Source organism: Bacillus sp. LR--39, from assembly GCF_053613335.1.
Window position 1 is genome coordinate 1 of sequence record NZ_JBSIOT010001096.1, and the last position, 633, is coordinate 633.

1 pseudogene is annotated in these 633 nt (G+C 52.1%); it reads left to right on the top strand.

The window, feature by feature from the left end:
- Positions 1-633, top strand: a pseudogene (locus ACWHAR_RS28670) (DNA-directed RNA polymerase subunit beta'); the annotation flags it as partial.

The window sequence follows — 633 nt, forward strand, 5'->3', positions numbered from 1 at the left end:
TCTACTCACGGTGCGCGTAAAGGTCTTGCGGATACGGCCCTTAAGACAGCCGACTCAGGTTACCTGACACGCCGTCTCGTAGACGTAGCCCAAGACGTCATCATTCGTGAGACTGACTGCGGCACAGACCGAGGCATTCTTGCCAAAGCCATCACGGAAGGCACAGAAGTGATCGAGCGTCTTGAAGAGCGTCTTGTCGGCCGATTCGCGAGAAAGCCTGTTAAACATCCGGAAACAGGTGAAGTGCTCGTGAATGAAAACGAGCTGATCGACGAAGATAAAGCGATTGAAATTGTCGAAGCAGGCATTGAAGAAGTGTGGATCCGCTCCGCATTTACATGTAATACGTCACATGGTGTATGTAAACGATGCTACGGCCGCAACCTGGCAACAGGAACCGATGTCGAAGTCGGAGAAGCAGTCGGAATCATCGCTGCCCAGTCCATTGGTGAGCCGGGTACACAGTTAACGATGCGTACCTTCCATACGGGCGGGGTTGCCGGAGACGATATTACACAAGGTTTGCCGCGTATCCAGGAATTGTTTGAAGCGCGAAACCCTAAAGGTCAAGCGACGATCTCTGAAATTGACGGTGTCGTGGCCGAAATCAATGAGGTTCGCGATAAACAGCAG